24 protein-coding genes and 2 pseudogenes are annotated in these 23,507 nt (G+C 62.6%); 14 read left to right on the forward strand and 12 right to left on the reverse strand.

The window, feature by feature from the left end:
* The first annotated feature begins 93 nt into the window (after positions 1-93).
* A complete protein-coding gene (locus tag BJF87_RS15655; protein WP_222844782.1) occupies positions 94-738 on the forward strand; it encodes a TetR/AcrR family transcriptional regulator in 645 nt (214 codons plus the stop codon).
* 98 nt (positions 739-836) lie between these two features.
* Positions 837-2,363, forward strand: coding sequence for a benzoate-CoA ligase family protein (locus tag BJF87_RS15660; RefSeq protein ID WP_075863505.1), 1,527 nt, complete (start codon positions 837-839; stop codon positions 2,361-2,363).
* On the opposite strand, the gene BJF87_RS15665 is transcribed toward BJF87_RS15660, so the two are convergent.
* The 8 genes from BJF87_RS15665 to BJF87_RS15700 are packed head-to-tail and all read right to left on the reverse strand — an operon-like array spanning position 2,317 to position 10,725.
* Positions 2,317-2,691, reverse strand: a complete 375-nt coding sequence (locus tag BJF87_RS15665) for a nuclear transport factor 2 family protein (protein ID WP_075863506.1) — start codon at positions 2,689-2,691, stop codon at positions 2,317-2,319. The genes BJF87_RS15660 and BJF87_RS15665 overlap by 47 nt on opposite strands.
* Positions 2,684-4,291 carry a phenylalanine aminomutase (D-beta-phenylalanine forming) gene (locus BJF87_RS15670; protein ID WP_075863507.1) on the reverse strand — a complete coding sequence of 536 codons (1,608 nt, stop codon included), beginning with the start codon at positions 4,289-4,291 and terminating at the stop codon, positions 2,684-2,686. Before BJF87_RS15670 ends, BJF87_RS15665 begins: the two co-directional genes overlap by 8 nt.
* 28 nt (positions 4,292-4,319) lie before the next feature.
* Positions 4,320-5,552 carry a cytochrome P450 gene (locus tag BJF87_RS15675; protein WP_075863508.1) on the reverse strand — a complete coding sequence of 411 codons (1,233 nt, stop codon included), beginning with the start codon at positions 5,550-5,552 and terminating at the stop codon, positions 4,320-4,322.
* Positions 5,549-6,952, reverse strand: a complete 1,404-nt coding sequence (locus BJF87_RS15680) for an FAD-binding oxidoreductase (protein ID WP_075863509.1) — start codon at positions 6,950-6,952, stop codon at positions 5,549-5,551. The genes BJF87_RS15675 and BJF87_RS15680 overlap by 4 nt, the downstream gene beginning before the upstream one ends.
* Positions 6,949-8,052 (reverse strand): acyltransferase domain-containing protein, encoded by a 1,104-nt coding sequence (locus tag BJF87_RS15685; protein ID WP_316042971.1) that lies wholly within the window; start codon positions 8,050-8,052, stop codon positions 6,949-6,951. The genes BJF87_RS15680 and BJF87_RS15685 overlap by 4 nt, the downstream gene beginning before the upstream one ends.
* Complete coding sequence (locus BJF87_RS15690; protein WP_075863511.1) at positions 7,992-8,237, reverse strand: acyl carrier protein; 246 nt, start codon at positions 8,235-8,237, stop codon at positions 7,992-7,994. Before BJF87_RS15690 ends, BJF87_RS15685 begins: the two co-directional genes overlap by 61 nt.
* Positions 8,238-8,273: 36 nt before the next feature.
* On the reverse strand, positions 8,274-9,473 hold the full coding sequence (locus tag BJF87_RS15695; RefSeq protein WP_075863512.1) for a beta-ketoacyl synthase N-terminal-like domain-containing protein: 1,200 nt from the start codon (positions 9,471-9,473) through the stop codon (positions 8,274-8,276).
* Entirely contained in the window at positions 9,409-10,725 is a 1,317-nt protein-coding gene (locus BJF87_RS15700) for a beta-ketoacyl synthase (protein WP_084813215.1), read from the reverse strand. The genes BJF87_RS15695 and BJF87_RS15700 overlap by 65 nt, the downstream gene beginning before the upstream one ends.
* 137 nt (positions 10,726-10,862) lie before the next feature.
* Here BJF87_RS15700 and BJF87_RS15705 point away from each other — a divergent pair, with 137 nt between their 5' ends.
* The 7 genes and pseudogenes from BJF87_RS15705 to BJF87_RS15730 all read left to right on the forward strand — a co-directional run.
* A complete protein-coding gene (locus tag BJF87_RS15705) occupies positions 10,863-11,624 on the forward strand; it encodes an SDR family NAD(P)-dependent oxidoreductase (RefSeq protein ID WP_075863514.1) in 762 nt (253 codons plus the stop codon).
* Between the two features lies 1 nt (position 11,625).
* Positions 11,626-12,318, forward strand: coding sequence for a bifunctional 2-polyprenyl-6-hydroxyphenol methylase/3-demethylubiquinol 3-O-methyltransferase UbiG (locus BJF87_RS15710; RefSeq protein ID WP_222844783.1), 693 nt, complete (start codon positions 11,626-11,628; stop codon positions 12,316-12,318).
* Positions 12,315-12,767, forward strand: coding sequence for a nuclear transport factor 2 family protein (locus BJF87_RS27225; RefSeq protein WP_075863515.1), 453 nt, complete (start codon positions 12,315-12,317; stop codon positions 12,765-12,767). Before BJF87_RS15710 ends, BJF87_RS27225 begins: the two co-directional genes overlap by 4 nt.
* Positions 12,768-12,961: 194 nt before the next feature.
* The gene (locus tag BJF87_RS26150) at positions 12,962-13,138 is read left to right on the forward strand and encodes a hypothetical protein (protein WP_158037529.1); all 177 of its coding nucleotides are present in this window, start codon (positions 12,962-12,964) and stop codon (positions 13,136-13,138) included.
* Between the two features lie 149 nt (positions 13,139-13,287).
* Positions 13,288-14,799, forward strand: a complete 1,512-nt coding sequence (gene istA / locus BJF87_RS15720) for an IS21 family transposase (protein WP_075863520.1) — start codon at positions 13,288-13,290, stop codon at positions 14,797-14,799.
* Positions 14,796-15,584 (forward strand): IS21-like element helper ATPase IstB, encoded by a 789-nt coding sequence (gene istB, locus BJF87_RS15725; RefSeq protein ID WP_075863516.1) that lies wholly within the window; start codon positions 14,796-14,798, stop codon positions 15,582-15,584. Before istA ends, istB begins: the two co-directional genes overlap by 4 nt.
* 53 nt (positions 15,585-15,637) lie before the next feature.
* A pseudogene (locus BJF87_RS15730) lies at positions 15,638-15,850 on the forward strand (metalloregulator ArsR/SmtB family transcription factor); the annotation flags it as partial.
* 178 nt (positions 15,851-16,028) lie between these two features.
* On the opposite strand, the gene BJF87_RS15735 reads toward BJF87_RS15730, so the two are convergent.
* From BJF87_RS15735 to BJF87_RS15745, 3 genes and pseudogenes are all read right to left on the reverse strand, one after another.
* On the reverse strand, positions 16,029-16,439 hold the full coding sequence (locus tag BJF87_RS15735) for a MerR family transcriptional regulator (RefSeq protein WP_075863517.1): 411 nt from the start codon (positions 16,437-16,439) through the stop codon (positions 16,029-16,031).
* 17 nt (positions 16,440-16,456) lie between these two features.
* Positions 16,457-17,962, reverse strand: coding sequence for a SulP family inorganic anion transporter (locus BJF87_RS15740; RefSeq protein WP_396246704.1), 1,506 nt, complete (start codon positions 17,960-17,962; stop codon positions 16,457-16,459).
* Between the two features lie 526 nt (positions 17,963-18,488).
* Positions 18,489-19,750 (reverse strand): annotated as a pseudogene (locus BJF87_RS15745) (integrase core domain-containing protein); the annotation flags it as partial.
* Between the two features lie 198 nt (positions 19,751-19,948).
* Between BJF87_RS15745 and BJF87_RS15750 the strand changes: the two are divergent.
* Genes BJF87_RS15750 through BJF87_RS15770 form a run of 5 tightly spaced genes read left to right on the forward strand, consistent with a single transcriptional unit; the run spans position 19,949 to position 22,961 of the window.
* On the forward strand, positions 19,949-20,311 hold the full coding sequence (locus tag BJF87_RS15750) for a helix-turn-helix transcriptional regulator (RefSeq protein ID WP_007240805.1): 363 nt from the start codon (positions 19,949-19,951) through the stop codon (positions 20,309-20,311).
* Entirely contained in the window at positions 20,308-21,411 is a 1,104-nt protein-coding gene (arsB, locus tag BJF87_RS15755) for an ACR3 family arsenite efflux transporter (RefSeq protein WP_005179505.1), read from the forward strand. Before BJF87_RS15750 ends, arsB begins: the two co-directional genes overlap by 4 nt.
* On the forward strand, positions 21,404-22,087 hold the full coding sequence (locus tag BJF87_RS15760) for an arsenate reductase ArsC (RefSeq protein ID WP_005179509.1): 684 nt from the start codon (positions 21,404-21,406) through the stop codon (positions 22,085-22,087). Before arsB ends, BJF87_RS15760 begins: the two co-directional genes overlap by 8 nt.
* A 41-nt stretch (positions 22,088-22,128) precedes the next feature.
* Positions 22,129-22,554, forward strand: coding sequence for an arsenate reductase ArsC (locus tag BJF87_RS15765; RefSeq protein WP_012834432.1), 426 nt, complete (start codon positions 22,129-22,131; stop codon positions 22,552-22,554).
* Positions 22,551-22,961: a low molecular weight phosphatase family protein gene (locus BJF87_RS15770; protein ID WP_005179518.1), complete on the forward strand. Its 411-nt coding sequence runs from the start codon at positions 22,551-22,553 to the stop codon at positions 22,959-22,961. Before BJF87_RS15765 ends, BJF87_RS15770 begins: the two co-directional genes overlap by 4 nt.
* A 22-nt stretch (positions 22,962-22,983) precedes the next feature.
* Here BJF87_RS15770 and BJF87_RS15775 read toward each other — a convergent pair whose 3' ends face one another.
* A complete protein-coding gene (locus tag BJF87_RS15775) occupies positions 22,984-23,469 on the reverse strand; it encodes an ArsI/CadI family heavy metal resistance metalloenzyme (protein WP_005179519.1) in 486 nt (161 codons plus the stop codon).
* Between the last annotated feature and the right edge of the window lie 38 nt (positions 23,470-23,507).

A 23,507-nucleotide genomic window follows, 5' to 3' on the forward strand; every position in this document is an offset into this window, starting at 1 on the left:
GGGGAGCATCACGTCAGCGGTCGCCGCCACTCGTCGAGCAAGTAGCGGTAATACGCTCGTACCCGATACGGGTGTATCACAGCCGATTGAACGATGGAGGCTCGAACAGTGCCACGCACACCGGACCACACTGCACGCCGCACTCAGATTGCTGAGGCGCTAGTTCGCGTGGCCACCCGAGACGGTTTGCACGCGGTCACGATGCGATCAGTGGCGGCCGAGGCCGGGGTCTCTCTGCGTCTCGTCCAGTACTACTTCGTCAGCAAAGAACAACTCCTGGTCGGAGCCCTTCGTCATCTCGAGCACTGCAGTCACGAACGCTGGGCTCAACGACTAGCCGGCATCCCGCAGCCGCTACCTGCGCGAGCTGTGATCGAAGCCTTTGTCTCCGAAGCTCTTCCCACCGACGAATCGAGCCGGGTGTTCCACCAATTGAGCATGTCCTATGCCGTCTTGGCGATGACAAGCCCTCAGATCGCAGAGCAACCCTTCATCAGTGGTGTGGACCGGCTGGAGAGCGAGCTCATCGGGGTGCTCGAACGCGCGGTCGCCGCGAACGAGATTGCACCTAACCGCGATGCTCGTTCCGAGGCAGTCAGGTTGGTCGCGCTTGTCAACGGGCTCGGGACTGGCATCCTCATTGGCCAGTACACCGACGACCATGCTGCTCGTGTCCTCGCCTATCATCTCGATCAGCTTTTCGCTTCATCAAATGACCACGCCATTCTGACCGCCTGAGTTGTCCAACAGACCTGAGACAAGGGGCGGTTCCTCCCTGCAGTCGCGCTCGATGAAACTTCGACCGCGCCTCGAAGGTCATCGCCGGTACTAGAGTCATGCATTCAACAGTCAACGATGCGACAGTTCTCACCGCTCTCGTCGATCGTATAGTTCACCGCGGCGACGGTGACCGGCCCGCGGTATGGACCGATGAGGGTTCTGTGACCTATCACGAACTCTTTCGACTCGTGCAGAGTGCGGCCTGGAGGCTTCGTGCGCTGGGCCTTCGCGCGCAGGAGCGCGTAGTGATCGAACTCGACGACTCCGTGGAGCTGGTGGCAGCGTTTCTCGGCGCCATCCGGATGGGCGGCGTACCAGTATTGATTAACCCATGGGCACACTTCAGCACCCACGCTGTTGTAGACAGCGGTGCCACGCTCCTCATCAGCGACAGCAGCGAACCCGACGTCCCCTGCGAGGTCCTCACCGGATCGGAGTTGACGACCCCAGCCCCTCTTGACACCGTGTTCCAGGAGCCTCCAGAGCCAGTCCACGGCGAGGACCAAGCGTTCTGGCTATACAGCTCCGGATCGACAGGTCGCCCCAAGGCGGTCGTGCATCTCCACCGTGATGTTTCCGGAGTTTGCACCAACTACGCAGGCGAGGTTCTAGGGATGAGCGCTTCGGATCGCTGCTTTTCCACTGCCAAGTTGTTCCACGCCTACGGTTTGGGAGGCGGACTGTTGTTCCCGCTGTGGCACGGGGCGTCGGTGACTTACCTGCGAGGTAGACCCGGGCCGTCGACGGTGTGCGAGACCATCGAGAAGGCGGGTGTGTCGGTGTTGTTTTCCGTGCCGGCACTCTACAACGCGATCACTCGCCGAGATGATGGCTTCTCACTTGCTTCGCTACGTAGATGCGTGTCAGCCGCAGAACCCCTCGCGCCCGCGGTCTGGGAGCGCTGGCGAAGTAGGACCGGCATTGAGATCCTCGACGGCGTGGGGTCAACAGAAATGCTCCACATCTACTGCAGCAATCGGCCGGGCTCCGTTGTCGTGGGCTCGGCAGGAGTTCCCGTTCCGGGCTACGAGCTTGAGCTACGACCCACCGTCAGCGGCGAGGGAGACGACGGGGCACAGGAACTGTGGGTTCGCGGCCCCAGTACCTTTGACCGGTACTGGCACAATCAACACTCCACCCGAGATGCATTCTGCGGACAATGGTTTCGCACCGGCGACTGCTTCCGTCGCGATGCCGATGGACGATACTGGTATCTCGGACGGGTTGACGACATGCTCAAGATCAGCGGCATGTGGATCTCTGCGAACTCCATCGAGACCCGTCTGGCCGCTCACCCGATAGTCGCCGAGAACGCCGTTGTGAGCGTCGAAACAGGCGGTCTGAATCGCATCAAGGCGTTCGTGGTCCCCCACCGAGCCCTGACACCAGACCAGCAACAGTCAACTGTGGCCGAACTGCGTAAACTCTGCGCTCGAGAACTGCCTGCTGACCATGTCCCCCACTATTTCGAGCTGGTCGACTCCTTGCCCAAGACCTCTGCAGGGAAAATTCAGCGATTCGCGCTACGCGAGCACGTCAACGCGGATGCTCCAGAATTCGAGTCACATGGATCGAATGGATGAGGACGTCCGCTCCTATCGTCAAGGAAAACCGGAACTGGCCAGTCGTCGGTACGGTACCGTTCGTCCCTACCTGCGTTTGATGGGTCACCACCACCGCCGAGTCACGGCCTAGCGGGATCACGGTCAGATCGTCCAGGTCGAACGTGTCGTTCGATACAGTTCCAGACCGGTACTTTTCGACCCACTGAGCTTTGGTGCGCACCCATCCCATCGGACCGACTCCGATGAAATCGGTCGCCAATACCGCAGCCACCTCATCGCTGTCGCCATTCAACTCGGCTCGACGCCACCGCTCGACGAGTCCACGAATGTCGTTGTTATCAAACACGCAGCTCACCGCCGGAAGGTACGGCAGCCAGCGAGCCGGCATCCTCACCCAGCAAGAAGCTGGCGAGCGCTTCCAGATAATCCGTGATCGTCACGTCGTGGTCGAGGTACGGAACGATCTCGCGGACCTTCTCGTACAACCTTCGGGTCCAAGAACTCAGTCCTCCTGCGCCGCCACGGATATCCACGGCTTGACACGCGCAAATCAGCTCAAATGCTATGACGTAGGCCGTATTTCGCAGTACTTCTCGCGCGCGACGGGCAGCCACGAAACCGAAGGAGACGATGTCTTGAAAGTCTGCGGTGGTGCTCAGTGATTGAATGGACATCGGCACAGTCAGCGCACGATTCTCCGCTGTCACAGAGGCAGTCATAAACTGGCCGCCCATGAGGCCCAGGCGAAGCCCCGGATTCTCCTGGCACAGGAATGGCGGCAGGCCATTGCTGTTGGCCTGATCGAGGAACCTATCGACTCGGCGGTTTGCGAGGTTGGTCACTGTTGTCAGTGCAATCGCCAAGTGATCCATGGACATCGAGATGTACTGGCCGTGAAAGTGTCCGTTGTGAAAGGCCTGACCGACCTCGGGTAGGACAATGGGATTATCACTGGTGGAGTTCAGTTCGTTCTCAATCGTGGTTTCGATCCAATCGAGACTGTCCAGCACGGGGCCAAGGATCTGTGGGGTACAGCGAATCGAGTAGGCATCTTCGATGGCCAACTTCTCGGTTCCCGCCGGTACTGCCTTGCCCCGGCCCGCGCGGCGCGCGTCCAGAACTTCCTCGATGTCACGTTCCGATCGTGCCAGACCGGAGTCATGCAGCCCTCGGTAGACTTTGCTTGCCGATTCTGCCTGTCCACGATGCGGTTTCACCGTATGCACCTCCGGCCGGAACGGATCAACGATGCCCGCCAGCCCTTCGATGGACAGCGCAGTAATGGCGTGATAGATGTCCACGAGGGTGCGGGCACTGTGGTAGGTCAATGCTGCGATACCGACCATTCCGGCAGTGCCGTTGATCATGGCCAGGCCCTCTTTGTAGCTCAAGCGTGCCGGTTCTATCCCAGCACAGTTGAGCGCTTCGGCTCCGTCGACGATGCGGCCCCGGTAGTACGCCTTCCATTTGCCGGTGCACACCATCGCCACGTAGGCCAGCGGCCCGAGGTCACCGCTGGTACCCAGCGAACCTTTTTCGGGGATGCACGGGACGATTCCGGCATTAAGAATGGCCAGGTAGATGCGGAGGTTGTCAGGTTGTATGGCCGAGTTACCCAAGGATAGGGACACCACGCGACTGATCATGATCGCCCGGGTGGTCTTTTCATCGAGGTAGGCACCGACATTGGTCGCTACCGCTTGGATGAGGTTGTCTTGGAGTTGTTGTGCATCTGATGCGGGAACGAAGCGGTCGGCGAAGCCGCCGACGCTTGTGGTCACGCCGTAGATGATGCGGCCGTCGGAGACGAATTCGTCGAGCAGATCGCGGGATGCGCCGATGCGGTCCCATGCTCGGTCGTCGATGGTGATGTGGTGGCCGTTGCCGGCTGCGTCGGCGACTTGGCCGATTGTGACTCGGTTGGTTGGATCGATGGTCAGTCCCACTGTGGTTTCCTCTCGTAAGATCCACGGGTCAGATGTCGTGGTCGAGCGAACAGATCGGCAACGAACGGGGGCCGCGAACCTGCAGCCCCCGGCTCCATCGCAGATCCTGCTCGGGGATTGCCAACGCCATTGTGGGCACGTCCTCGAGTAGTTGGTGAAGTCCGGCGTTGAGTTCCATCCGAGCGAATTGCGCACCGAGACATCGATGTGCGCCGTGGCCGAATGTGAGGTGGGCGTTGGCGTGTCGATCCAGTTGGAGGATGAATGGATCGTCGAAGCGGCCCGAGTCGGTGTTGGCGGCACTGGTCGGGGCGATGATCACTTCGTTGGGGCCGATAGTGACCGGGAACGGTGTGTCTTGTGCCAGCGATAGGGGTGCATCGGTCACCCTCAGGCGAAATTCGCCGGCACCGAGCGGGATGAATCGGAGAAGCTCTTCGACAGCAAGTGGGACACGAGTGGGGTCGTGTTGGAGCCAGCGCCAGGCACCCGGGGCAGTCGATAGCAGGTAGACCGAGTTGACGAGCTGCCGAGCCGTGGTTTCGAAGCCTGCGACAAGGATGTCGCGGGCGAGTTCGACAACCTGAGCAGTCGTCAAATGGCCGGCGTCGGCGTGCTCGGCCAGGGCGCTGAGAACATCGTGTCGGGGTCGGCACCGACGTTCAGCCACTAAGCCTGTGAAATAGTCTTCGAGACTGTCGACAGTGGACTGCACGCGTTCCGGTCGGTAGTCGGACGACAACAGCTCCACGCTCCAGTGGTGGAACTGCTCCCGGTCCGTTCGGGGAACCCCTAAAAGATCACCGATGACGTTGGCCGACAACGGTTGAGCGAAGTCCTCGAAAAGGTCGGGTTCTGCCTTCGCACGCATGTCGGCGATGAGGTCACGGGCGGCGGCTCGAGTGGCTCCACGGTACGACTGGGCTCGACGGGCGGTAAACCACGGCACCAACACTGAACGCACGGCGGCGTGCTCGTCGCCGTCCAGCGTCATCAGGATTCCTTCTGTTGCCGGGACCGGCAGGATACGTGGCGTCTCCGGGTCCGATAGCGGCCCGCGCAGGCATTGCGGGGAGGCCAACGCGGTGCGTATGTCGTCGTAACGCGTGAGTAGCCACCCTGTCCCACCGACCGGCAGCCGGACCCGCGATACGGGGGCAGTGGGGCGCAACTGGGCGTAGAGCGGTTCGACATCCAGTCGGTCAGGCTGCTCGGGAGGGAACTGGTGCAGCCGATCAGCGTCGGGGTGGCGGGGCGTCATTGCGACACGAAGCCTCCATCGTCGCTGGCAGGCAGAATATTCGGGTTCAACCGAAAGAAGTTGCTCGGATCGTATTGCCTCTTGATGTGCTGGAGCCGGCGGTATTTGCTGCGCCCGTAGGAGTCTTCGGTGCGGCCGTCTTCCTCGGGGTTCATGAAGTTGACGTATCCGCCAGCGAGGAGTGGTTCGATATCGGTGTATCCGGTTCGTGCCCAGCTCGTGTTGGTGTCGTCGTGTGCCCGGTCGTTCCATGCCGCGGCGAAGCTCACGACGAACGGTAGATCCCGATTGTGATACGCCGTGGCGTCTGCGGGGACACGTTCGACTGCCGCGCCAAGATAGAGAAGTTCGAGCTGGGAGAACGGAGAGGTTATCTGGCTTCCGTAGTGCAGTGCTTTGTCAATCAGAGCGTCGGGAAGGGAAGCTGCGTAGCCGCTTTTGGTGCATATCCGCTCCGGAACGACGGCTCCAGGGAACGCGTATGCCTGTACCGCGCGGTAGGGCATCGTCGCTGTGGTGACACCGTGACAGGGGGCCACCGCGACGATATCTGCGATGGCGGCCTCTCCATCGGCCGGATTCCCGACCCAGCAGGCCATCGCGCACAACATTGGGGTACCCCACATGTGTTCGGGCAGTTCGGGCAGCGGTGGGGCCAGACGCAGGTAGAACACCCAGGTCAGCTCGTCCGGCGCGGTCGGCATGTAGTCCCTCCACGTCGTGAGGACATGCTTTGCATCCTCAAGGGCGAAGTATCCGCAGAAGAACCGGATCGGTCCGACGCGGTGGAGGGTGAATTCGAATTCGGTGACCACACCGAAGTTTCCACCTCCGCCCCGTAGCCCCCAGAACAGATCAGGGTTCTCGCGGGCGCTGGCTCGCACCACCTCTCCTGAGGCCAGGACGACCTGCGCTGCGTTCAGATTGTCGATCGACAATCCGTATTTTCTGCTCAACCAACCGAACCCGCCTCCAAGTACGAGCCCGCCAAGGCCAGTGTGAGATACGACTCCCGCTGGCGCAGCGAGCATGTAGGCCTGCGTTGCGGTGTCGAAAGCTCCGAGGAGACACCCGCCTTCGGCAGTAGCTGATCGAGAATCCGGGTCGACAGTCACTGCCGCCATCCTGCGGAGATCGATGATGAGACCATCGTCGACCGTCGAGTGGCCGGCCATCGAGTGGCCACCGCATCGGACAGCGACGGGCAGTTCCTCTGCCTGAGCCCACGCAATCGCTGTTTTGATGTCTTCGGGGCCGGTTACCTGCGCGATGGCCAGTGGACGTCGGTCGATCATGCCGTTCCACACCCTGCGTGCCCTGTCGTAAGCACGGTCGGCTGGGGTGATCACCGGACCGCTGATGCGGTGCTCCAGCGCCCGTACGTTGGTCGATCTGGTCATCGTCTCGTCCTTTCGGCCTGGGGTGCGTCTGCTTGCCGGCGCAGTAGCGCCAGTGCGGCGTTCAGTGTGTCGTTGTCGTTGCTGTCGCGGCGGCCGGGAGCAACTGCGATGCAGCTACTTTCCCCCGAGGACACAGCATGTGTGCGCCGGGCGAGCGCGGTAAGTGATCGACCGGGGCCACACTCGATCAGGGTGCAGGGACCGTCGGCAAGCACCGCGCGTAGCGCCGGGCCGAACAACACCTGGCGGGCGGGTTGCCCGAGCCAGAAGGCGGGGTCGAGCGCGTGGTCGTCGGGCAAGAGCGCACCGAGGTAGCCCGAGTACAGCTGACGCTGTGGTCGCCGGAGACCGCTCTGCATGCGTGCGTCGTCCCATTGCGGCCGATGTACTCCGTCCGGTACATCGTTCAACAGTGCGCTGTGAAATGGCTGGAGTGCGTTCACATCTGCGCATGTGAAGCCGTTTCTAATCAGTCGGCGTCTGACTTCGCGTAGCCCATCCTTGCCTCCACACACCAACACCTGCCGCGGGCCGTTCACTACTCCCACAGCGACGTCAGCGATTCCGCCGATCCGGTCTTCGACCTCGTCGGCCGAGCCCACCACAGCGAGCATTCCGCCCGCGGGTGCGTGCTGGTAGTAGCGAACGAACCCAGCGAGCAGAGCCAGGGCGTCGGCGAAGTCGAAGACGCCGGCAATCACCGCTGCCGACACTTCCCCGATGCTGTGGCCGAGCAACCCGTCGGGTTCAACACCAGCGTTGATCAGGGTTGACGCCAGCGCATAGTTCACCGAGAGCAACAGCGGCTGGGCACGCGTGATGTCGTGAAAGAGCGGCCCGGGATTGTGCTGGAGCCATATCTTGCGCAGTGCGGGGTCGTCGAGGATGGTGAAGGCCTGATCCATCACGGTGGTGAACGTTTCATCGACTCCGTACAGATCCGCGGCCATGCGGGGATACTGTGCTCCTTGGCCGGGAAAGAGGAACACGGTCCTGCGCGTGTGACCGCCCGAGAGTGGAGAAGCTGACGAAGCGGCGCTCACGGTGCGGCGTTGTTGTTGACCCAGCGCAGAAGCTCTTCCGGCGTGCTGAGGTCCCACAACGTTTCGTCAGGGATCACTATCCCATGCTCGCGTTTGAGCTGTGAGCAGGTTTCCATCAGTGCCAGCGAGTCGAAACCCAACTCGGCGAACTCGGTCGTTTCGAAGTCGCCGTCGAGATCAATCGACTCGTCTTCACCGGCGCTGGCGATCATCGCCTTGCGCAACTCGTTGGCGGTCAACATAATTCACTGCCTTTCGTGGAACGTGAAACATGTGCATCATTTTCGGACGACAATCACCGAGATGAATCCTCCCTGGCCTCTCGCGATGATCACCGCGGTTCTGAGAGAACAGCTTCTGGCCTGTCCTACAACGAGATCGATCGGGAGATCGGTGGTACCGACGTTCGGTGTCGGAGGGATGGTGTCGTGGGCCAGGGCTAGCAGAGCTGTAGCAACGTCGAGGGGGCCGGCACCTGCCATAATCCTTCCGGTGCCGGCCTTCGGTGCCGTCACAGGAACGCTGCCAGCACCGAACAAGGCGCTGAGCACCGCGGCTTCGGCCTCGTCGGCGGCACTCACTCCGCTGGCATCGGCGAAGACCACGTCGACCTCGGCTGCGGTTATGTGCGCATCGTCGAGTGCTGAGGAGATAGCCCGCGCCAGAGGTTGTGTGTACGTGTGGTCATCACGGGGATTGAAGGCCGCAGCGTAGCCGCAGATGTGGCCGTAGCATCTTCGACCTGCTTGCAGGCCGCTCTCGACGACCAGCATGGCACCGCCTTCACCTGGAACGTGCGTGTTGTTTCCCGGGGCGAACGGGAGGTATCCCTGTTCAGGGGCGCGGGTAGTTGCAATTGAACCGCAAGCCAGATGTGATACCCAGCCCCACGGATCGAAGGAGGACTCCATTCCGCCCGTCACTGCCAAGGAACAGTGTCCCGCCCTGATGCTTCGTCGGGCGTGCCCGATGGCGTCGAGGCCGCCAGCTTGCTCGGCCACCAGAACAGCGCTCGGCCCCTTCATGCCGTGGCGGATCGAGATCTGTCCGGTATTAACTGCGTAGAACCACGCAAAACACTGGTACACGCTGACGCTCTCGCGGCCCTCGGTCCACAGTCTCTGCATTTCTCGATGAGAAAACTCGAATCCGCCGGTGGCGTTCGATGTGATCACTGAGCAGTCGAACGGGTTGAGGGTCGAAGTATCGACCTTGGCGTCAACGAGGGCTCGTTCTGCGGAGACCAACGCCAATTGGGTGACTCTGTCAGTCTGCTTGATCAGTCGGCCGGGAAGGAAGTCGGCGGGGTCGAACCCCGAGATTCGCCCCGCCAGTGCCGCAGAGTATCGGGTGTCAAACTCTGGCACTACGTCGATGCCTGATGCGCCTTCGACAGTGCGCTGCCAGTACTGGTCAAGATTCAACCCGGTGGCAGCCGCGACGTCCAAGCCCGTCACCACACAGTCCCGGTCGGTCATGAGGCACCTTCTTCAGAACCATCGCACTCTGGAAGCCACCGAAACCGCTGCCTACCGTAAGTACCGTGTTCAAGGACGCTTCGCGCGCTATCAGCGGTACATAGTCGAGGTCGCAGAGCGGGTCCGGTTCATGCAGATTGGCCGTTGGTGGAACTACGCAATCACGCATGGCCAGCAAGCAGGTTGCGATCTCGATCGATCCGATCGCTCCCAGCGAGTGTCCCACCATCGACTTAATCGAGCTCACCGGCACCTGCGCCGCGTGCGAACCCAGACTTCTTTTGATTGCGGCTGTTTCGTGGATGTCGTTCTGTTTGGTTCCCGAACCGTGAGCATTGACGTAATCGATGTCGGTGCTAGTCGACCGCGCCGCCGACAGCGCCTTGTTGATGGCCAGAGTCATTTCGGTCCCCTCCGCGGTCAGGCCCGTCATGTGGTGGGCGTTGCAGGTAGAGGCATAACCGGCTACTTCGCCAAGAATTGCAGCTCCACGTCGGCGCGCGTGCTCGTACTCTTCGAGAACGAGCATCGCTGCGCCCTCGGCAATGGCAAAGCCGTTGCGGCGGGCGTCGAATGGCCTGGCGGAGCTCGCAGGTTCCTCGTTGTTGGGAGTGGTGGCGCGGATCGCGTCGAAACACGCCACCGCTATCGGGGTGATAGGGGCATCAGTTGCACCCGCGACCATCACATCGGCCGACCCTTCCCCGATGAGGCCGGCAGCTTGCCCAATTGAGTCGATGCCCGACGTGCAGCCGGCCGACACCACGCTGACTGGACCCTCAGCAGAGATGACCTGCGCGACTTCGCGTGCGATCGAACCCGGCGTGAAGTAGTCAAACAGGTGCGCTGCCGCGTAGCTCTCATCGACAAACCAGTCCGCGCCGTCATCGGACAGCACCACATACTCACTTTCGACGCTAGTGGCCGACCCCACCGCATTGCCAACCGTGACACCCACACGCGCCCGGTCCACCCCATCATCGACACCCGACTGAGCAAACGCCCGGCGAGCACACACCACAGCGAACATCGACGCGCGATCCATCCGGCGGGACTCGCGGTGGGTCAACCCCATCCCAATCGGATCGAAGTCAATCTCGCCGCCCACCTGCGAGCGAAACTGGGCCGGATCAAACGCGCTGATCCGGCGGATCGCGGTACGCCCAGCAGTGATCATTGCCCAAAACGCTTCGGTATCGACAGACCCAGGGGCCAGCACCGAAAGCCCAGTTACAACCACTCGACGATTCACTCTGTCGACACTGGTGCCACCGCCTCCAGATCAGGTCGAAGAGCGGTCGCGAGAGTTCACTATCGGCGCTCGATCAAATCTCGACCCGATACGAAGAACCTGAGCACACAAACAAGCGACGTAGTTCGGGAGGATCTGTGAGTGCGCTGGCTCTGGTCACAGGTGGGACAAGCGGGATCGGATACTCCTGTGCCCAACAGCTTCGCGATGCGGGATACCGCGTCGTCGTTACAGGGCGCAATCAAGACAAGCTCGATCGCGCTATCGAGGCACTACCCGGCGTGTCCGGTTACAACAACGACGTCTGCGACCGCGCTGCGGTGCGGACCCTGATCTCCAAAGTCGTCTCCGACCATGGACCTATCAACGTTCTGATCAACAATGCCGGCCGCGGCGGAGGCGGGCCTATCGCCACGATCACCGATGAACTGTGGCTCGACGTCATCGAAACGGACCTCAATAGCGTGTTTTGGGTAACTCGCGCAGTGATGACCGAATCGCCGACCATCCAGAGCTCTGACGGACGCATCATCAACATCGCCTCAACAGGCGGTAAGCAAGGCGTCCCCTATGGAACACCCTACTCGGCCGCTAAAGCAGGAGTCATCGGCTTCACCAAAGCACTCGCAAAAGAAGTGGCTCCGACCGGGCTGACCGTGAACGCCGTGTGCCCTGGATACGTCGAAACCGAGATGGCCGCATCCATTCGACAGGCCTATGCAACCATGCGAAATGTCTCAGAGGAACAGGTTCTCAACGACTTCGAATCCAAGATCCCCCTAGGTCGCTACAGCTCCCCCGACGAAGTCGCGGCGATGGTCGCCTATCTCGCGAGCCCGTCCGCAGCGTCGGTAACCGCCCAGGCGCTCAACGTGTGCGGCGGACTCGGCATCTACTGATATGACCACGAACTCGAAAGTGAGCGATATGGGCGACCCAAAGCCAGCCGACCACGGTCAGACTTTCTATCGCACCAACCGCCTCAACGGCTACGACCTCGTAACAGTGAAGGCGGCGAACTACCTACTGTGGAGATGCCCTCCCGGCCGACTGGTCGAGTTGTACAACAAGCATGTCACCGACCGCCATCTCGATGTCGGCCCCGGCTCGGGCTACTACCTCGACCACTGCACATTCCCGTCACCGAAACCCCAGATCACACTGATCGACCTGAACCCAGACCCCCTCACATTTGTCCAGCAACGAATCGCTCGCTACAACCCATCCACAGTGCGCGCGGACCTACTCGACGAATTGCCAGACATACCCAACACACCATTCGACTCGATCGCCCTCAACTACGTACTGCACTGCCTTCCGCACACCTCAGGAGGGCGAGGGGAGGTCTTCGCCCGGATTAAGCCACTGCTGTCACCAGATGGAACACTCTTCGGTAGCACCGTAGTCACAGGTGGCGCACCGGCAACCCCCCTGTCTCAGACATTCAATGCTCTGTATCAACGGATGGGCGCCTTCCACAACCAACTCGACTCCGTCGATTCGCTACACGAAGCGCTTGATCATCACTTCTCAAGTCACATACTTGAAATCCGCGGCAGTGTAGTGCTTTTCAGCGCGCGAGATCCTCGATGACGCCCATCCCGGCGCAAGTCCACACAGACATCACACTGTTCTACGCCCGACACATGCGGGCGATGGATCAAGGCCGTGTAGCAGACTGGACCGCGGACTTCACCGACACCGCGACGTTCGCTACCAACGCACGGCCGGACACGCAGAAGGGGCGCGACCATATCGCCGCCGAAGCCCTTAAAGCCGCGCACAAGTTGCGCGACTCCGGCGAAAGTCGACGGCACTGCCTGACAACCCTGGAGTTGCACTACGTAGATAGCGATCTCACCAAGATTCGCGCTGACAGTTACGCCGTAATCGTCCGCACGCCGCAAGGCGGACCATCGACAGTGGAATTCATGTGCACATGCACGGACCACTTGGTCCTCAACGGCGACCGCTGGTCAATAGAGCGACGAGTAGTGCAACGGGACGACCTACCGAGCCCCACCCCAGAAGCTGGCCCGTAACCGCGCTGCGGTGTTGCTGCTTGATGCCGTTGGTCTATAACAAACGAACGTCAAGGTCCACTGGGTCCGCCCATAGTGTGGCTCAACGCATCAACGCTCAGCGCGCCAGCGTCAGTCTTTGCGCGGCCGCGCCGTCTGTGGCCACTGATCTTTGAGTAGTAACCAGCCCATCGGGTCGCCGCTGGCTGACGCTCATGGCTCGCCCTGGCCACAAGCGAGAGGCTCCGCCGGACTGCGCACCGGTATCGGCGGCCCCGCTCGATGACGACACCGCGCTCGAGATCGCATTGCGGCTCAAGGCTCTTGCTGACCCCGTGCGCATCAAACTCGTGTCGATCCTGCTCGCCGACGCCGGTTGTCCATGGCCATGAGAAAGTCCCCACTGGTGGCCAGGTCGAGGTCCCCGCTGGTGGCCAGATAAAAGTCCCCACCCTGTGTTCGTCGTGTCGACCCGGAACTGAAGGCCCAGGCGATGACGGTGAAGGTGCCAACCGATCACCATCACCGCCCGGGAGTTCCATTGAAGTCTGCGAAGGACCGTATGGACATCATTTCTGCTTACCGAGAACTCGGAAGCTATCGCGCCGCAGCCGAGGTGTGCGGCACCACCCACAAGACCGTCAAGCGCGTGGTCGATCGGTTCGAAGCCGACGATCAACCACCCGATCGCAAGGAACGGGCCCGCAACTACGATGCGGTGGCCCAGCTCGTCGCGCAGCGAGTCGCGCGGTCACACGGCCGGATCACTGCCAAACGGCTGCTACCGGTAGCGCGAGCGGCAGGATATGAGGGGTCGGCGCGGAATTTCCGTCGTCTGGTCGCCCAGGAGAAAACGCAGTGGCGCCGTGAGCATCACCGCGGCCGTCGCCCGGCAGTGTGGGCTCCGGGTGACTACCTGGTCATCGATTGGGCGGTGATCGGCGGGTTACACATGTTCTGCGCGGTGCTGGCGTTCTCACGCTGGCGGTTCGTTCGGTTCGCCACCAACGAAACAGCCACCACCACACTCGGATTCATTGCTGAAGCCTTCGAGGAGATCGGTGGAGTGCCCAACAAGGTACTTGCTGATCGGATGGGCTGCCTCAAAGGTGGAGTCGTCGCCAACGTCGTCGTACCCACCCCCACGTATGTGCGGTTTGCCACCCACTACGGGTTCGCCCCGGACTTCTGTCACGGCGCCGATCCGGAGTCGAAGGGGATCGTGGAGAACCTGTGCGGGTACGCGCAGTCGGATCTGGCGCAGCCGTTGTGGACCGAAGCCAAGATCGCCGCGGGTCGCGACGACGTGCAGCTGGATGTGCATCTGGCGAACCGGGCTGCGTGGGACTGGTGTGCCGAGGTCAACACTCGACGCCACAGCGATACGCTGACGGTGCCCACTGACCAGCTGGTGAGTGAACGGAAAGTGTTGGCGGCGTTACCGTCTCTGCGTGCTCAGGTCGGCCCGCCGCCGGTCACCCGTAAAGTCGACCGTCTTTCCTGTATCCGGTATGCCTCGGCCCGCTACTCGGTTCCTAACCGGCTCATCGGCGCCACCGTGACCCTCCTCCAGGACGGTGGAACGCTCCTGATCGCCGAGCCCGCCTCGGGCGAGGTGGTCGCCGAGCATGCGTTGGCTGCACCAGGAGAGGTGGTCCTCAACGACGATCATTACGGCGGGCCACGCACACCCCTTAGTCGTGCACCACGACCGAAAACTGCTGCCGAAAAACAGTTCTGCGATCTCGGAGAACCAGCCGAGCAGTTCCTAGTCGGTGCCGCGGCGATCGGTAATACCCGCCTGGCCGGTGAACTCGATGACATCCTCGGACTCATCACCTCCCACGGCCACGAACAGGTGCTCACCGCCCTGACCAGGGCGGTGGCGTTCCGACGGTTCAAGGCCGCCGATGTGCGCTCGATCCTCGATGCCGGAGCCGGCATCCCCAACCCGCGACCGGCCGGCACAGCACTGCTGGGCCACCTGCCTACCGCCCCCACCCGCTCGCTGGAGGCCTACAAACTCGGCGCCGGCGACAAGGAGGTGTCATGACCACCACAACATCGAAACCCGTTGCACCCCAGACAGTGCCACCGCTACCAGCCGATCTGGATCTGGCGCTACGCCGATTGAAACTGGCCTCGATCCGCCGTAGCGCACCCGAGGTCCTACTCACCGCGAAAACTCAGCGATGGACACCCGAAGAAGTGCTGCGAACACTGGTCGAGGCCGAGATCGCCGCCCGTGATGCCTCCAACATCCGCAACCGACTCAAGACTGCCGGGTTCCCAGTCACCAAAACCTTGGAATCGTTCGACGTGGCCGCATCCTCTATCCCGGCCAACACTTTCGACTACCTGTCGTCACTGGAATGGGTTCGGGCTCAACATAACCTGGCCTTGATTGGCCCGGCCGGGACCGGTAAGAGCCACACCCTGATCGGGCTGGGGATCGCCGCAGTGCACGCCGGGCACAAAGTGCGGTACTTCACCGCCGCCGACCTCGTGGAGACCCTGTATCGCGGGCTGGCCGACAACACCGTCGGTAAAACCATCGACACCCTACTGCGCCAAGACCTGATCATCCTCGACGAGGTCGGATTCGCCCCACTCGACGACACCGGCACCCAACTGCTGTTCCGACTCGTCGCAGGCGCCTACGAACGCCGATCACTCGCGATCGCCAGCCACTGGCCCTTCGAACAATGGGGACGATTCCTGCCCGAACACACCACCGCCGCCAGCATCCTCGACCGGCTCCTGCACCACGCCACCATCGTCATCACCGACGGCGACTCCTACCGCATGACACACCGAACGGAGGTGCCACCCACCTAGAACATCCCGCACAGGGTGGGGACTTTCACCTGGCCACCAGCGGGGACATCAAACTGGCCGTTGACACCGGTGGCGGAATATGCACCTGCGACCTCGCGACCGCGGTCGGTCTCACCGAGGCGACGACCAGTCATCACCTGGGCCAGCTCCGCAAGGCCGGCATGGTCACCGCTGACCGTCGAGGAATGAACGTCTACTACCGCGCACAACCCGACTCGCTGGACGCACTGCGCAACGTCCTCGGCGCCACCACCGGGTGCTGCTGAACCGGCACACCTGGCGTGATCGTTCAGCAGCCACCGGGCGCTGAGTGCGGTGATCTGTGTCAGTGTCACTCTCGGACGTCGCGCAGTACCGGCCCAGACCACGGCGATGAGGCGCCCAACGAGTGACCGCGCGGACCTGTGAGCGTGGAGCGGCGCTGGTCACCATCGACAGGTGACATCAGGAGCGCTGGGTGGCGCTAACGTGATCGGCGAGTTGATCGACTAGTTCGCGGGCATACTCGACCTGACGTTCAAGCGTGCGGCAGGCCGTTTCGGCGCGGCCGCGGAACTCGGAGATGGTGGCCAGCGCCGCACGACGCTCGTGGTCGTCCGCGTCTGAGAGCGCGAGTGTGTCTTGTGCGGCCAGTAGCGCGCCCATGTCGTCGAGGGTGAAACCGAGGGGCTTCATCCGGCGGATGACCAGAAGCCGGTCGATGTCTGTGTGGGTGTAGAGGCGGAAGCCCCCGGTCGAGCGTGCCGAGGGGGTTACCAGGCCGACATCGCCGTAGTGGCGGATGGTCTTGACCGATAGCCCGGTGGCAGCGGCGACTTCGCCGATCTGGAAGTGCTCGGTCTCCTCGGCGGTCACTGGTGGCCCTTTCGTGGTCAGTGTGTGCCGGCGAGGTGTCCGCTAAGACGTTGATGACGCTCGGCGCTGCTGTCGTTGAGTCCGATGATGGTGGCGGTCTTGCCTTTTGCCTGGTATTTGGTCGTGATGGCGTCAAGGGTAGCGACTGTGGAGGCGTCCCAGATGTGCGAGCCGCTCATGTCGATGATCACGTTCTTCGGGTCGCCGACGTAGTCGAACTGGTAGATCAGGTCGTTGCTTGAGGCGAAGAACAGTTCGCCCTGAACGGCGTAGACCCGGGTATCGGGGTCGGGGTCGGCGACGTCGACGACTTCGGTGAAGTGGGCGACCCGTCGGGCGAAGAGCACCATCGCCGTGAGAACACCGACGATGACGCCGTAGGCGAGGTTGTGGGTGGCCACGGTGACGATGACGGTGGCGAGCATGACCGCAGTCTCGCTTTTCGGCATGCGCCGCAACGTCTTCGGGTTGAGACTGTGCCAGTCCATGGTGCCGACTGACACCATGATCATGACCGCGACGAGCGCGGCCATGGGGATGAGGGCGACGATATCGCCGAGGCCGACGACCAGAACGAGGAGGAACACCCCGGCAAGGAAGGTCGAGATCCGAGTGCGCGCACCCGCGTCTTTGACGTTGATCATGGTCTGCCCGATCATCGCGCAGCCGCCCATCCCGCCGAAGAGTCCACTGACAACGTTCGCGATTCCCTGTCCGGCGGCTTCGCGGGTTTTGTTGGAGTGGGTGTCGGTGAGATCGTCGACGAATTTGGCGGTCATCAGCGATTCGAGCAGTCCGACCAGTGCCATGGTGAACGCGTATGGGGCGATGACTGTCAGGGTGTCCCAGGTCAGCGGAACGTCGGGGACGAACAGGCTGGGCAGGCTGTCGGGCAGCTTTCCCTCATCCCCGACATTGGGCACCGAGAAACCGACGGCCAGCGTGATCGCGGTGAGCAGCACGATAGCCACCAGTGGCGCGGGGATCACCTTGGTGATCTTCGGCAGAAGCACGATGATCGCGATACCGACAGCGACCAGCGGATACACCAACCACGGCACGCCCAACAGGTACGGGAGCTGAGCGGTGAAGATGAGAACGGCCAGGGCGTTAACGAAGCCGACCATGACGCTACGGGGTATGAACCGCATCAGCTTGGCGACACCGAGACCACCGAGGACCAACTGGAAGACGCCGGCAAGGAGCACTGCGGCAATCAGATAGTCCAGGCCGTGACTTTTGACCAGCGGCGCCACGACCAGTGCTGTTGCACCGGTCGCCGCGGAGATCATCGCTGGCCGACCCCCAACGATCGCGATGGTCACCGCCATCGTGAACGACGCGAACAACCCGACTCGCGGATCCACACCGGCGATAATCGAGAACGAGATCGCCTCGGGAATCAATGCGAGCGCAACTACCAGACCGGCCAGAACCTCGGTACGCAGACGCCGCGGTGAACGCAACGCCGCCCACACCGACTGCTGTTGAACAGGAGACAGCACCTCGGTCGCCACAGACACACATCGCTTTCAAGAGAAGGCGCGGGCCGCGCATAGGCACGCAACCGCGAACACGGATCGGGAACACGAGCGCTGCACAGCGCCGTGAATCAAAGACTCTGTCGCGCAAGCTTCCCCAACCAGTCGCCGACGATCGGTACTTCGCAGAGGAGCGACGCAACACGGCAACACTACCCTTACGGGAGGGTAGGGATGCAAGTCGGACGGCCAAGTGTGTGCGGTACCACAGCACACCCCCAAAGCCGCGTCGACGATGTGGATGTGGGCATCAGCGTTGCATCGGGCGGTGCCGGGTCGGAGCCCAGAGGCTATGCCGGGGATGTGCCGTCAGGCGGAGAAGTGTCACCACCACAGCCACCAACTCTGTCACTGATGTCTTGATGCACAACTGTCACCGATGTCCTGCGAGATGACACCCGCAGCGTCCGCCGATCAGACCACTCCTCGAACATTCATTCGAGTCTAGCTGTAGGATCGGAGGCACGGGCGTGTGATGTATCGGGACATCGGTGACGTTTCTGCATCTGGACATTGGTGACACTTGGTGTGTCAGGACTTCGGTGACGGTGCGGTCTTCTTGGTGGGGCGTGGGCCGCGGGGTTGTCGATTTCCGACGTAGGTGATTCCTGGGGCGGGTCGGGGGTGTTCGACGAGGACTTCGCCTTCGGTGTTGGCGATGACGATTGTGTTGTCGTCGGTGACAACGAGGACCTGGTCGAAGGCGTGGTCCACATCGACCATGTAGGTGACTGCGTCCACGCTGATGGTGCCGGAGGTGCTGACAGTTCTGGCCAGGACGCCGTCGGGTAGGTCGGTGGGTTGCCGCTGTGCGGGCCGAGGGCGTGGTGTCGGCGGATCGAGCAACGGCCGACCGAATTTGGGGTGTGGCGCGTCGGCTTTCGGTGTTGCCTGCCAGGCGGTCAACGGTGTGACCCGCCCGGGCAGTCCTTGGTGAGGCCGCTCGGTGTTGTAGATGTGGTCGAACGCGTCGACCTGGGCCTGCAACTCGGCCAGGGTGTCGGCAAGTGGCTGTTTGTCCAGGTAGCGGAACAGTGTCTGGTGGAAGCGTTCGTTCTTGCCCTGCGTGGTGGGCTTGTAGGGCTTGCCGGTGATTGTTTCGACTCCGAGCGCGTGGGCGTGTTCGACGAGTTGACCGATGCGGCCGCGGCGTGAGGGGTTGAAAGCGGGCCCGTTGTCGGTGAGGAGTCGCTGGGGCACGCCGTGAGCGGTCACCGCCTTGTCGAACACCGCGATCGCGGCGTCGGAGGTCTCACCGGCGGCCACGTGGGAGCCCACGGCGTAGCGAGAGTGATCGTCGATCAGTTGCAGGATGACGCACGTACGTCCGCCGGTCAGAACGTATTCGGTGCCGTCGAGTTGCCAGCACGCATTCGGTGCGGGATAGACGAACCGCCGCCACGCCGAGCGGGGCTTCTTTTTCGGTTCACGCCGGGCTACTCCGGCATCGCGGAAGATGCGGGCCAGCGATGCTGTCGAGGGGACCTGTGCCATGCCCATCGACCGCATCTTGTCGTGCACGCTGATCGGTCCGTGGTCCAGACCCGACCTTTCCAAGGCGGCGCGCACCGCCACCGCTTGTGACTTGACCTCGTCACTGAGCGCTGACGGGCTCGACTTTGGGCGGCGGGTCCGCGGTTCGAGGGCTGCCGCGGGCCCCTCGACTTTGGCGCGTTTACGCAGCTCGTAGAACGACTTTCGAGAAATTCCGTGTTCGACGCAGAATGTTGAGACCGCTCCGCGGGGTGCATCATCAGGCCACTGCGAGATAGCTAGCCGGACGACAGGGTCGATAGGTTCATTAACAGCCACCGTCTGAGCGTTGAATGCGGCACGTGAGCTGACCCGAGGATGGCGGTTCGATCGGAGCCCAACCGGTTGCTTGTCGTGGACACCAACGCGAAAGCGCAAGCCTGCTTCCAGGTCGGCCACCTTGTCGCCTGCATCGACGTGTGTCAATATTGACGCGTGTCGAATAAGAATCTCCTGCTGCCACCCGGCCGCGGCCTCAGTAGCGACGAGACCGGGGCTGTCACCCCACTGTTGAAGGCACTCGCTGATCCGGTTCGACTGCGGTTGCTGTCGGAGGTCGCTGCGCATCCGGGCGGCGAGGCGTGCGTGTGCGACATCTCCGGGCCGTTCGAGCTGTCGCAGCCGACGATCTCGCACCATCTGAAGGTGCTGCGCCAGGCGGGTCTGGTGACCAGCGAGCGCCGCGCGACCTGGGTGTACTACCGGGTGAACACCGAAGCGCTGCAACAACTGTCGGGCCTGCTGGGCGATCTCGCCACGGTCGTGGGGGAAACGCGGTCGTGTGAGGCCGACCAGTGACCGCCACCGACACCGCGGTCGCGGGCAAGTTGTCGACGCTGGACCGGTTTCTGCCGGTGTGGATCGGCGCCGCGATGGTCGCCGGACTGCTGCTCGGTCGAGTCGTCCCCGGCCTGGGTGACACTTTGGCGGCGGTCGAGCTCGACGGCATCTCGCTGCCGATCGCCCTCGGATTGCTGATCATGATGTATCCGGTGCTGGCCAAGGTGCGCTACGACCGACTCGACTCGGTCACCGGTGATCGTCGCCTGCTACTCGGGTCGTTGGCGTTGAACTGGATCATCGGACCGGCGTTGATGTTCGCGCTGGCCTGGCTCCTGCTCCCGGATCTGCCGGAGTACCGGACCGGACTGATCATCGTCGGCCTGGCCCGATGCATCGCGATGGTCATCATCTGGAACGACCTGGCGTGCGGCGACCGCGAAGCCGCTGCTGTTCTCGTCGCACTGAACTCGGTGTTCCAGGTGGTCATGTTCGCCGTGCTGGGTTGGTTCTACCTCTCGGTGTTGCCCGGATGGCTGGGCCTGGAGCAGACCACCATCGACACCTCGCCGTGGCAGATCGCGAAGTCGGTGCTGATCTTCCTCGGTATACCCCTGGTCGCAGGCTTCCTCACCCGCCGCATCGGCGAGCGAACCAAAGGCCGCGACTGGTACGAGTCCTCGTTCCTGCCGCGTCTCGGGCCGTGGGCCCTTTACGGGTTGCTGTTCACCATCGTCATCCTGTTCGCGTTGCAAGGTGAGCAGATCACGTCGCAGCCGTGGGACGTCGTGCGGATCGCTCTGCCGCTGCTGATCTACTTCGCGGTGATGTGGGGCGGTGGGTTCGTGCTCGGGGCCGCGATGGGGCTGGGGTATGCGCGAACCACCACGCTGGCGTTCACCGCCGCGGGCAACAACTTCGAGCTCGCCATCGCCGTCGCGATCGCCACCTACGGTGCAACATCCGGCCAGGCCCTGGCCGGAGTCATCGGACCACTCATCGAGGTCCCCGTCCTCGTCGCCCTCGTGTACGTGTCCCTGGCACTGCGGAAACGCTTCACCACCCCAACCACTGCCTCCAGCCCGGATGTGTCGAAGGAGCCGGCTCGCGATGCCTGAGGATCTGTTGGACGAGCAGCTAAGTCGCAGTGAACACCGCGCGCAGCCCGAACTGTTGATGCCCCATGCCGTGCTCGCCCGTACCGCCGCTGACCTGGCCGCCAAGTATGAGGGGGTGGTGTCTCGCCAGACGGTGGAACGCTGTGTGTTCGAGTCCTACACCGCCTTACGGCGCACCTCCCGGGTGCATGCGCACCTGACGACCTTGGCGGGCAGGTTCGCGGCTGATCGGTTACGCGCCCTGGCCCAGTCCGATGGATCGGTGCCCAAGGATGTGCCCGAAGTTCTGTTCGTCTGCGTCCAGAACGCCGGCCGCTCACAGATGGCCGCCGGATTGTTGACCCACCACGCCGCCGGGCGGGTACACGTGCGCTCCGCCGGGTCAGCCCCCGCGCACTCGATCAACCCGACCGTCGTCGAAGCAATGACCGAGATCGGCGTCGACATGGGCACGCAGTACCCCAAACCGCTCACCGACGATGTAGTCGCCGCCGCCGACGTGGTCGTAGCCATGGGTTGCGGCGACGCGTGTCCGATCTATCCCGGCAAACGCTATCTGGACTGGACGGTCGCGGACCCCCAGGGCCGTCCCCTCGACGAGGTTCGCGCGATCCGCGACGATCTTGACGCCCGAGTTCGTGGTCTTCTCACCGAACTCACCACCGAACGTGTGTGACGTATCTGATGTTCCTTCACAGCTGAAAGGGCTTGTGTCTCATGTCTACATCTCGACCTAGGGTGCTATTTGTGTGTGTCCACAACGCTGGCCGCTCGCAGATGGCCGCCGGTTTCCTCACCGCCTTGAGCCAGGGCAGCGTCGAGGTCCGCTCCGCCGGATCTGCTCCCGCCGACTCCATCAACCCGGCCGCGGTCGAGGCGATGGCTGAAGTCGGTATCGACATCTCCGCACAGTCACCGAAGATCCTCACCCCCGACACCGTCGAATCCTCCGACGTCGTGATCACCATGGGCTGTGGCGATGCGTGCCCGGTGTTCCCCGGCGTCAGCTACCGGGACTGGGCTCTCGACGACCCAGCCGGCCAAGGCATCGACGCGGTCCGCCCCATCCGCGATCAGATCCGCGGACTCGTCGCGAACCTCCTCGACGAACTGGTACCCGCCGACCAGCAGGTCGGCCAATGAGCACACCACCGCAGGTGTTGTTCGTGTGCGTGTCCAACCGCGGCAAATCGGTGATGGCCGAACACCTCACACCGACAGTCACCGACCGGATCACCCCATCCTCAGCCGGCACCAACGCGAAAATCGGCGGCCAGGTCAACGAACTGTCCGCCCAGGTACTCGCCGAAGTCGGCGCCGACGTCGTCGGACATCAGCCGCGGCAACTCACCGATGAACTGATGCAAGCCGTGGACCTGGTCGTGGTGGTCGGCACCGCCGAGGTCACCCCACCCGACGGCGTCGCCCTCGAAGTGTGGGACACCGACGAACCCTCCGGACGGGGCATCGACGGTATCGAACGAATGCGGCTGATCCGCGACGACATCACCAACCGGATCCGCGCCCTCGCCGACCGCATCGCGCGGTAGGCGAGAACGCGAACCGAGGCTGTCAGCAGCAGGCTGTGCGCGCCTCGGCCTGGTCTGCGGCGTTGCCGCCGCAGCACACCGAACCCTGCTCGGCGTCCTCGGTGGCGTTCTGTTCCAACAGTTTCGGGCTGGTCCCGAACGTCTCGGAGTCAGCCAGCACGGTGTAGACCTCCCACTTCTCCTTCGCCGGCCCGGTCACCCACACCTTGTCCTGCGTCGCGAAACAACAGGTGGAGTTGATCTCCTCCTGGGTGAACAGACCCTCCCCGGACAACCGGGCGATCTCGGCGTGCACCTTCTCGCTCGACTCGACCTCGACGCCGAGATGGTTGATCGTGCCGCCCTGGCCGGGATTCTCCAGCAGCACCAGCTTCAGTGGCGGCTCGACGATCGCGAAGTTGGCGTATCCCGGCTTGCGCTTGGCCGGGGTGGTGTTGAACAGCTTGGAGTAGAACTCGATCGCGGTATCGAGATCATCGACATTGAGCGCGAGCTGCATACGGGACATGACCATCACCTTCACCTGTGAGACATATATCGAACTAC

It is taken from the genome of Gordonia sp. CNJ-863 (genome assembly GCF_001942325.1).
In the GTDB taxonomy this organism is placed as follows: Bacteria; Actinomycetota; Actinomycetes; order Mycobacteriales; family Mycobacteriaceae; genus Gordonia; species Gordonia alkanivorans.

What these genes read in the sequence shown, in the direction of transcription:
- BJF87_RS15775 (WP_005179519.1), bottom strand. Translation starts at nt 23,469, where the DNA reads ATGTCCCGTATGCAGCTCGCGCTCAATGTCGATGATCTCGATACCGCG.
- istB (WP_075863516.1), top strand. Translation starts at nt 14,796, where the DNA reads ATGACCACCACAACATCGAAACCCGTTGCACCCCAGACAGTGCCACCG.
- BJF87_RS15770 (WP_005179518.1), top strand. Translation starts at nt 22,551, where the DNA reads ATGAGCACACCACCGCAGGTGTTGTTCGTGTGCGTGTCCAACCGCGGC.
- BJF87_RS15710 (WP_222844783.1), top strand. Translation starts at nt 11,626, where the DNA reads ATGACCACGAACTCGAAAGTGAGCGATATGGGCGACCCAAAGCCAGCC.
- BJF87_RS15660 (WP_075863505.1), top strand. Translation starts at nt 837, where the DNA reads ATGCATTCAACAGTCAACGATGCGACAGTTCTCACCGCTCTCGTCGAT.
- BJF87_RS15690 (WP_075863511.1), bottom strand. Translation starts at nt 8,237, where the DNA reads ATGTTGACCGCCAACGAGTTGCGCAAGGCGATGATCGCCAGCGCCGGT.
- BJF87_RS15695 (WP_075863512.1), bottom strand. Translation starts at nt 9,473, where the DNA reads ATGACCGACCGGGACTGTGTGGTGACGGGCTTGGACGTCGCGGCTGCC.
- BJF87_RS27225 (WP_075863515.1), top strand. Translation starts at nt 12,315, where the DNA reads ATGACGCCCATCCCGGCGCAAGTCCACACAGACATCACACTGTTCTAC.
- BJF87_RS15655 (WP_222844782.1), top strand. Translation starts at nt 94, where the DNA reads ATGGAGGCTCGAACAGTGCCACGCACACCGGACCACACTGCACGCCGC.
- BJF87_RS15675 (WP_075863508.1), bottom strand. Translation starts at nt 5,552, where the DNA reads ATGACGCCCCGCCACCCCGACGCTGATCGGCTGCACCAGTTCCCTCCC.
- BJF87_RS15765 (WP_012834432.1), top strand. Translation starts at nt 22,129, where the DNA reads ATGTCTACATCTCGACCTAGGGTGCTATTTGTGTGTGTCCACAACGCT.
- BJF87_RS15680 (WP_075863509.1), bottom strand. Translation starts at nt 6,952, where the DNA reads ATGACCAGATCGACCAACGTACGGGCGCTGGAGCACCGCATCAGCGGT.
- BJF87_RS15760 (WP_005179509.1), top strand. Translation starts at nt 21,404, where the DNA reads ATGCCTGAGGATCTGTTGGACGAGCAGCTAAGTCGCAGTGAACACCGC.
- BJF87_RS26150 (WP_158037529.1), top strand. Translation starts at nt 12,962, where the DNA reads ATGGCTCGCCCTGGCCACAAGCGAGAGGCTCCGCCGGACTGCGCACCG.